The organism is Halolactibacillus alkaliphilus, assembly GCF_900115465.1.
Taxonomy (GTDB): Bacteria; Bacillota; Bacilli; order Bacillales; family Amphibacillaceae; genus Halolactibacillus; species Halolactibacillus alkaliphilus.
Genome location: NZ_FOWN01000036.1, coordinates 19,383 through 28,252 on the forward strand (window position 1 = coordinate 19,383; position 8,870 = coordinate 28,252).

General features: G+C 36.5%; 9 protein-coding genes. 7 read left to right on the forward strand and 2 right to left on the reverse strand.

The genetic code is table 11. From position 1 onward, the window contains the following. Positions 1-13: 13 nt before the first annotated feature. Entirely contained in the window at positions 14-580 is a 567-nt protein-coding gene (locus BM163_RS11975; RefSeq protein ID WP_089803427.1) for a TVP38/TMEM64 family protein, read from the reverse strand. 206 nt (positions 581-786) lie between these two features. Here BM163_RS11975 and BM163_RS11980 point away from each other — a divergent pair, with 206 nt between their 5' ends. The 7 genes from BM163_RS11980 to BM163_RS12010 all read left to right on the forward strand — a co-directional run bounded on the left by BM163_RS11980 (position 787) and on the right by BM163_RS12010 (position 8,172). Next, the gene (locus BM163_RS11980) at positions 787-1,461 is read left to right on the forward strand and encodes a uracil-DNA glycosylase (protein WP_089803428.1); all 675 of its coding nucleotides are present in this window, start codon (positions 787-789) and stop codon (positions 1,459-1,461) included. A 48-nt stretch (positions 1,462-1,509) separates the two neighbouring features. Continuing rightward, positions 1,510-1,779 carry a phasin family protein gene (locus BM163_RS11985; protein ID WP_089803429.1) on the forward strand — a complete coding sequence of 90 codons (270 nt, stop codon included), beginning with the start codon at positions 1,510-1,512 and terminating at the stop codon, positions 1,777-1,779. A 34-nt stretch (positions 1,780-1,813) separates the two neighbouring features. After that, on the forward strand, positions 1,814-3,496 hold the full coding sequence (locus BM163_RS11990; protein WP_089803430.1) for an ABC1 kinase family protein: 1,683 nt from the start codon (positions 1,814-1,816) through the stop codon (positions 3,494-3,496). Between the two features lie 99 nt (positions 3,497-3,595). After that, positions 3,596-4,996, forward strand: coding sequence for a gluconokinase (locus BM163_RS11995; protein ID WP_170243734.1), 1,401 nt, complete (start codon positions 3,596-3,598; stop codon positions 4,994-4,996). Between the two features lie 87 nt (positions 4,997-5,083). Beyond that, positions 5,084-6,280, forward strand: coding sequence for a class I SAM-dependent rRNA methyltransferase (locus tag BM163_RS12000; RefSeq protein WP_089803432.1), 1,197 nt, complete (start codon positions 5,084-5,086; stop codon positions 6,278-6,280). 248 nt (positions 6,281-6,528) lie between these two features. Beyond that, positions 6,529-7,395: a PD-(D/E)XK nuclease family transposase gene (locus BM163_RS12005; RefSeq protein ID WP_089803433.1), complete on the forward strand. Its 867-nt coding sequence runs from the start codon at positions 6,529-6,531 to the stop codon at positions 7,393-7,395. A gap of 144 nt (positions 7,396-7,539) precedes the next feature. Beyond that, a complete protein-coding gene (locus BM163_RS12010) occupies positions 7,540-8,172 on the forward strand; it encodes an acetate uptake transporter (RefSeq protein ID WP_371859517.1) in 633 nt (210 codons plus the stop codon). A 68-nt stretch (positions 8,173-8,240) separates the two neighbouring features. On the opposite strand, the gene istB is transcribed toward BM163_RS12010, so the two are convergent. Next, positions 8,241-8,870 (reverse strand): IS21-like element helper ATPase IstB (istB, locus tag BM163_RS12015; protein WP_089803437.1); only part of this gene is annotated, 630 nt, incomplete at its 5' end.

Consider the following 8,870-nt stretch of genomic DNA (forward strand, 5'->3'; position numbering starts at 1 on the left):
TCTGTTTTTATCTTTAAGTTGATGTTAATAATTGTTTAATCTTTTGCCGGGTATCTTTTCTTAATATATAGGAAACAGCTAAAATAATAATAACAAATATCGTCATAACTTTTGGTGAAAATTGAGAAACGGATTGCCCAATCACAGTATAGATAATCGCCATTGGTAAAGCTGTGTATAGAGAAAGATGATTATATTGCTTTAAATCATCTGTCTGCTCATATATTAGAAACGACAGTAAGTGATAGTGAATAAAGGGTACGAGCCTCAGCAACATGATGTGTTGTTTCGTCATGTGTCGATCCTCACCAAATAATCTAACCTTCATTTTAATTAGTCGTGTTGTAAACCAAGGTAATTTTGCTGCCAAGAAGTAAAAGATTAAACTAGAAAGCATAAGGCCGATAATCGAGAGTAGCATGCCATGAATAAACCCGAAAATAACCCCACCGGTCATTATGATGAGAATAACAGGGATAAAAAATATTGGTCGAATCACATGTACGAGTATGAAAAGAAATGAGGCAATTAAAAGGTGTGATTCTTTTATTGATATTATCCATTGTTCAAGTTGATCCATCTTTTATACGCTCCTTTCATTATCTAAAATAGTAAACCATACCATTATAACAGATAGCTCCTTTTTCGAGAAATAAAACCGTTCATATTAGAAAAATGTCATTGTTGCAATGATCTAGGACCATGATGCGTCGCTAAGTCTTATGTTACACTATACTTATAAATAGTGACGTTAATAACTTAAGAAATGGAGGAAGTACGAACATTATGGAATTATTTCATACGATAGAAACAGATTGGAAAGACATATTGTCTTCCCGCTTAGAGAAAGAGACTATCAAGAAAATCACAGATTTTCTTGAGAAGAGATATGATGAAGCAATCGTTTATCCACCGCAGCAAGAGATATTTCAAGCATTAAATTTAACATGCTATGCTGATACGAAAGTCGTTATTTTAGGTCAAGATCCTTATCATGGACCAGGCCAATCTCACGGATTAGCTTTTTCTGTTCGAGATGGTGTAAAGCTTCCACCATCGTTAAAAAATATTCTTAAGGAATTACAAAACGATTTGGGCTGTGAACTCCCGGTATCGGGTAATTTAACACATTGGGCAAAACAAGGGGTTTTAATGCTTAATACGATTTTAACGGTAGAAGAAAAGTCACCAGGTGTACACAAAAACATCGGTTGGGAACAAGTGACAGATACAGTGATTGATGCTTTAAATGAAAAAAATCAACCAATTGTCTACATATTATGGGGGAAACCAGCACAGTCGAAGATAAAGCGAATCAATCCGAAACATAAAATTCTCACGGCTCCGCATCCAAGTCCCCTATCCAGCTATCGCGGATTTTTTGGTAGTAAACCATTTAGTCAGGCGAATGCGTTCTTAGAATCACATCAATTACTGTCCATTGATTGGTGTTTAGTTTAGTTTAAAAAGGGAAAATATTGATTAGACTTATAATAAGGAGTGAGTGATGTGGAAGATTTATTCAAAAAAGGATTAGCTGTTGGTTTGGGATTAGCGCAAACAGGTGTTGAACAAGCAGAAAAAGTGATTCATCAGCTCGTCGATAAAGGCGAAATGACTAAGGCTGATGCGAAAGAATTCTTTGATAAGTATTATGATAAGGGTGAAGAGACACAAAATAAAACACTTCATCACTTAAATATCGCGACGAAGGATGATATAGATAAGATCCATGCTCGGCTAGCAGTTATTGAGCAACAATTAAATGATCATTCTTAGCATGTCCAAAAAATAAGGGGAAGGGTGACAGATAATGATTGGTAAACATATGCGACATCTAAACCGCTACAAAGATATTGTTGTCGCCTTTTCTCGTAATGGACTCGGTTATGTCATTAAGGACCTCGGGCTCAATGACTTACATATCTTGCCGAAAAAGGCAGAGTTAAAAGAGGAAAAAAATCAAGAGGATAGAAAGACGTTAGGCATAAGACTAAGACGCATTTTAGAAGAACTAGGCCCGACGTTTATAAAATTAGGTCAAGTAATGAGTACGCGTCCAGATTTATTTCCTGAAGATGTGATTTGCGAACTAGAAAAGTTGCAATCGCACGTTCCTCAATTTCCTTATCATCAAGTGAAGGCGATTATTGAAGAAGAGCTTGATCAGCCACTTGAACAAATATTTAAGTATTTTGACGAAGTACCACTTGCTGCTGCATCGATTGGTCAAGTTCACCGAGCAACATTAGATTCAGGAGAAGATGTAGCGGTAAAAGTACAGCGTCCAGAGATTTCAAAAAAAATTGATATTGATTTCGAAATATTGATGGAAATGGCTCAACTTGCCGAAATGCGGTTAGATTGGGCAAAGCGCTATCAACTAAAAGAAATAGTAGAAGAACTTAAAGAGACGCTTAAGATGGAGTTAGACTATACAATTGAAGCGCATCATATGACACGCATTTATGCTCAATTTAAAAAAGATCCAGATATACACATCCCCTTGGCATTTCATTATTATACCACCAAGCGTGTGCTTGTTATGGAGTATGTATGTGGAGAAAAGTTACAAGAAGTAATTGATCAACCAAATCAAGCACAACTAAAAAAACGGTTGGCTGAACAAATCGTGAACGCTACATTTAAACAAGTCTTGATTGAAGGCTTTTTTCATGCAGATCCACATCCAGGTAATATTATGTACCATACAGATGGCCGTTTAATCCTGTTAGACTTTGGCATGGTTGGTCAATTATCACCTGAAATGAAACAATCCTTTTCTGAGCTTGTCATTGCGATGACAAAAGAAGATACACATCAAATGGTTGAGGTTTTATTAGATATGGGGATGGCACCGGATGATATCAATAAAAAAGCGCTCACGAATGACGTTGATCGGTTGATGTTAAAATACTATCGACAATCCTTAAAAGATATTCGATTGGCCGATGCTATACGTGAATTATTTCAAATTGCGTATAAACATCGGATTGAATTATCAAGTGAGTTTACGTTACTCGGTAAGACATTATTAACGCTAGAGGGAACCATTGAACAGCTTGATCCCACGTTAAGTCTCGTTGAAATGGCAAAGCCTTTTGGCGAACGATTACTTCGTGAAAGATTTAGACCTGAAAACATAAAAGATAGTATACTCAACCAATGGTTTGAATGGTACGGGATTTGGCGAGACTTTCCTGATTATCTCAAACAATTAAAAGCGATTGTTAAAAAGGGAAAAGTACGACTTGAAATTACTATGCCAGATATTGATCTTATTTTAAAAAAACTGGACCGTATCAGTAACCAACTATCATTTGCAATCATTCTACTTGCCTTTAGTATCATTATGGTTGGTTTGATTGTCGGTGCGGCACTGACGGGAGAGACGACGATTTTATGGCGACTACCGGTTATTGAAATTGGTTCATTTGTGGCAGTAGGCATGTTTTTATGGCTTATTTATGCGATATTTAAATCGGGACGATTTTAACGCACATGTGACACGGATGTGCGTTTTTTTTAGTTTTAAGGTAGAATAGAAAAATATCGTGATTACCATTTAGGGCCAGTTGGAATGGGGGAGTGCGTAATGACAGTAACGATAGATGTTGGTACAACAGCTGTGAAGGTGCTATATTTTGATGAGACAGATCATTTAGTGAAAGAAACCTCTCAAGATTATCCAACAGATTACTTTGGTGACGGATGTGCAGAACAAAATCCGGATATGATCGTTCAAGCCGTCTTTCACAGTATAAAAACTTTAGCATTAACACATAAGGAAACCATTGTCCTTTCAACAGCAATGCATAGTCTTATGGCTGTGGATAAAAACTTTAACAAAAAAACAAATTTAATGATATGGGCGGATCATCGAGCAGATGAAGTGATTGCGTCATTTAAGAAAACGCCGCTTGCACAGGTTTTTTTTAATAAGACGAAAACACCGATTCATCCAATGAGTCCATTCGCAAAATTATTGTGGTTAAAAGAAACAAGGCAAGGTCAGACATTAAATGAACAACTTGAAGATGTTCATTGGATCGATATTAAAACCTATCTGTGGTATCATTTAACAGGTTATAATGAGTGTGACTATTCACTTGGTTCTGCAACCGGACTATTTAATAGTGAGACACTAACATATGACGAAGCTATTTTATCTTTTTTAAATATTAATAATTACCAATTACCGGTGCTCGTACCTGTCACACACACACGAGTGGTGACGAACAGTGTGAAAAATCGGTTAGGTTATTCTCATGCGGTTGTTATTGGAGCGAGTGATGGGGTTCTAGCAAATATTTCAGAAGGTATGAATCAGCCTGATGTGCATGTGACAATCGGAACCAGCGGTGCTATTCGGATGACAGTTCCGAGACCTTATACAGACCCAGAGGGGAGATTATTCTGTTACTACTTAAATGACTCTCATTGGGTAATTGGAGGGGCGATTAATAATGGGGGAAATGTGCTTAAATGGTTAGACGATGTGTTATTTGATGGTACCTCTAGCATTTATTCCTTCATCGATACACTAGATTTTCGTTCCTTTGATCCAACGCTCGTGTTCATTCCTCATTTAAATGGAGAGCGAGCGCCTTATTGGGATACCGGACGTACGGGATCCTTTATAGGATTGAAGATGAGTCACAAAAAAGAAGCGTTAGTGAAAGCTGTCATATACGGATTATTATTTAATTTGCGTCACGTATTTGATACGCTTCAGTCTGTAACAGGGGACATTTCAGAAGTGTATTTATCTGGTGGCTTTTTTAAGGTAAAACAGATGAAAGCGCTAATAAGTCAGGTACTTAATGTATCGATAATTGAATCTACAACACTTGAACAGACGAGTAAGGGTGCTCTAAATCTTGTATCTCAAATGAAAAAACGATTAACGGCGGATTACAAAATGATAACAAAAGTACCAACAAAAGAAATACAAGATTACTATGCCTATTATTTAGAGTGCATCGAAGAAAAATAAGAATCTCATCTATTAAGTAGATAAAGTCGCAAGGTATTAATAGATAGGCTGAAAGTATGAAAGTTTTTAATAGAAAGAGGGAGAAAAATGACAGAAACAGTAAAGATAACCGTTGATCAACGCTTTGTCACACAATATTACGAGGGTTACCAACATATACCGGGATCTTTAAGTACCGCATTGGAGAGCGTAACAGAAGAAGGCATATATCTAGATCTAATGACACCAGAAGGGTTATTTATCGCCAGAGGCTATTATGGACATCAAAACAAAGGGTATGGTTGGGTATTTACTCGCGATCAATCAGTCTATTTAACTGTTGAATGGCTAAGGAAATTATTTAGTGATGCTATTGGAAAACGGCAACGATTGTTCCACGATGATGAAACAACCGCCTTTCGCTTATTTAACGGTGAAGGGGACGGCTTAGGTGGGGTTACCATCGATCTATATAATGATTGTGCACTTATTCAGTGGTATAGTGCAGGCATTTATGCTCACCGTGATAATATACTAGATGCGATTGAAGCCGTGTATCCACTAAAAGCTATTTATCATAAAAAACGCTTTAAAGAGGGCGGTAAGTATATTGATGCGGATGATTTTGTCAGAGGTGAGCGAGTAGACTTTCCTATCTTAGTGAAAGAAAACGGTGTTTTATTTAACGTTGACTTAAATGATGGACCAATGACAGGCGTTTTTTTAGACCAGCGTGAGGTTAGACAGCGAATTAAAGAAGCATATAGCCATGGTAAGACGGTACTTAATGCTTTTTCTTATACGGGTGCTTTTTCTGTCTATGCTGCTCTTGGTGGGGCAGATAAAACAACGAGCGTCGACTTAGCTAAGCGTAGTTTACCGATGACGATTGCTCAGTTTAGTGTAAATGGGATCGATTTTGAAGCACAAGATATCAGGGTAATGGACGTGTTTAATTACTTTGATTATGCACTAAAGAAGCAGTTATCGTATGATGTGGTTATCCTTGATCCCCCGAGCTTTGCTAGGTCAAAGAAACGGGTTTTCAGCGTACAAAAAGATTATGTCACACTTCTGGAACAAGCGTTGCAGGTAACAACTAAAGAGGGGGTTATTGTCGCCTCAACAAATTATAGTGGTTTTGATATGAAGAAATTTAAGCAATTCATTAAACGTGCCTTTCATAATCAACATGCGACGTATAAAATATTAGAAACACATGCTCAACCAGAAGATTTTCCATTTGATAGAACATTTAAAGAGAGCAATTACTTAAAAGTTGTTTTTATTCAAAAATTAAACTGATATTCAAAAAATCACTAACACCTTTTATCTAAAATGCCCCCACTTTAACTAGCTTATAAGCTAGTTAAGGAGGGGGTGTTCAAAGTTTAAGTTGTTTTTTTATATCTTAATATGAGTCTAAAGTTTAAAAAACTTACTTAAATTTGAATAAATAGTGTGTAAACACATAAAAATGTGATTAATTTCACAAATAAAGCGTTTACATTAGATGTGTTATGTGGTAATTTAAAGAAAAGGGAGTGAGAAATTTGTCGGATACGATACAGCGAAAACCTATGACATTAGCGACTGTAGTCAATCGATTGTTTTGCCAATCAGTTTCAAGTTCGCATCGAAGGCTGAAGTATTTTCTTAATAGTGTATTAAAAGATAGGCTAAGTGGTGCAATTAAAGAAATTGCTTACATTCAAGTAAGAGAAAGGCCAGGAATTAACCCCTATTTAGAGACACAACTGCACATAAAAGCGCGTTCAATTTCACAAGAACATTTGGATATATACCTATTCGTTAAACATGAAGCATATTCAAATCAATTTCAACTATACGAAAACTCTTCGCATTACAACCAAACAATGCTTAATACACCGTTTCAACTGATTAAGAAAACCTACTATATCAAATTAGCAAACTTCAATCTACTTCAAGAATATACCCATTATCACAACGTCTATAGTTATAAAGATATGGATACACATACTCAATTACACGATGCTGATGAACTCCATTATTTAGAACTACCTAAGTTTAATAGTACTCACCTTGATTCGCCACTTCAGCTTTGGATGGCTCTATTTAAATATGTTCTTCAAGGTCTTCAGCTTGACACCCCATTACCATTAGCACTCAGTACAGATGACATTATAAAAGAAAGTTATGAATTGATTAGTAAAAGTCATAATTATGAAGAAGCAATCGAGCAAGATAAAGCGAACCGATATGGATACGACCAAAAACTATTAAGACTAGGTAAGCAATCTGGTGAATGGTCAGAAAAGAAAAAAATCATCATATCAATGATTAAAGAAGGCTATAATTATCAAGCGATTCTTAACGTTATTGATGTGACACAAGAACAGTTAGATCAATTAGTAGTAGACTATTATCATTGTGACTAATGTGTGTAAATCCTAAGTGTTATTTAAGCGCTTACACATTTTATGTAAAAAAAATGACGAATTAAAAGGAATTTTGGCATTGACATTCCCTGTAAACAAGCGTAGAGTAACATGATATGTGAATTTTTAGGGGGAGAAATAATTTTGAACAAACAAGAAGTTAAAATTACAACAGCTGACCCATCAGCATTAGGTTTATTCGGCCTGGCGATGGTCACACTTGTCGCATCATCTCAAAAACTAGGTTTAACCGAAGGTGTCTCAAACATTATTCCATGGGCGTTTTTCTTAGGAGGATTAGCACAATTATTCGCTGCTACTCAAGATGCTAAACATAATAATATTTTTGGTACAACGGCTTTCGGTGCTTTTGGTTTGTTTTGGTTCGGTGTTGGTTTTACATGGTTGATTAACATGGGAGCTCTCGGTGAAGCTTTAATGCTTCAAAGTGATCCCCGTCAGTTAGGTGTTGCTTTTATCGGCTATTTAATTTTCAGTCTTTTCATGACTGTTGGCGCGATGGAAACGCATAAAGTACTCTTTTTTATCTTTGTCTTTATTGATTTCTTATTTATTGGTTTGGCTCTAAGTAGCTTCGGTATTTGGTACGAAGGTACACATTTACTCGCAGCTGTAAGTGAATTGCTGATTGCGTTATTATCATTTTATGGAAGTGCGGCTGTCGTATTAAATACACATTTTGGCCAAGTCGTTTTACCCGTGGGACAACCTTTTGGAGTTTTTAAAAAGCAAGTGAACATTAAAAAAGCGGCCTAACAGTGTATTTGGCAATAGGGAATTGCGTTAAACGGCAATCAATATTGTATGCCACTTGCCATCACTATTTACTCATGAATTAATGACTCTTTATAACGGAAACTATCGCCTCTAAACATTAATAAATGTGAATGATGAATGAGTCGATCAATGACGGCTTCCGTTAATATCGGATCTCCAAAAACGTGATTCCATTGCCCAAATTGAAGATTCGTTGTGATGATTAAGCTCTTGTTCTCGTAACACATGGAAATGACCTGAAAGAGTAATTCTGCTCCCTCTTTGTTGAGAGGGATATAGCCTAATTCATCTAAAATAATCGCGTGTTGCTTGTCTAACTGTTTCATCACCTTCGGTAGCTGCCCTTGTTGGTTTGCTTCTATAAGTTTATTAACTAAGCCTGCCACAGTAAAAAACTTCACCTGGCTGCCATATCTATGTATGGCAGCCAGGGCAATGAGGGTAGATAAATAAGTTTTACCCGTCCCAACACCTCCATAGAGAATGAGATTCTCTTGTCTCTTAATGAAATCCCCCTGAATAATCGTGTCACGATCGATTCCGTGCGGAATCTGAATGTGCTCCCACTGAAAAGGCTGATGGCCTGTTTTAGGCAGTTGTGCTTGCTTTAACAGTAAGTTAATTTTACGCTCTTCTCGATGCTCTATTTCCTTTTCAAACAACTTGATTAAGTAATC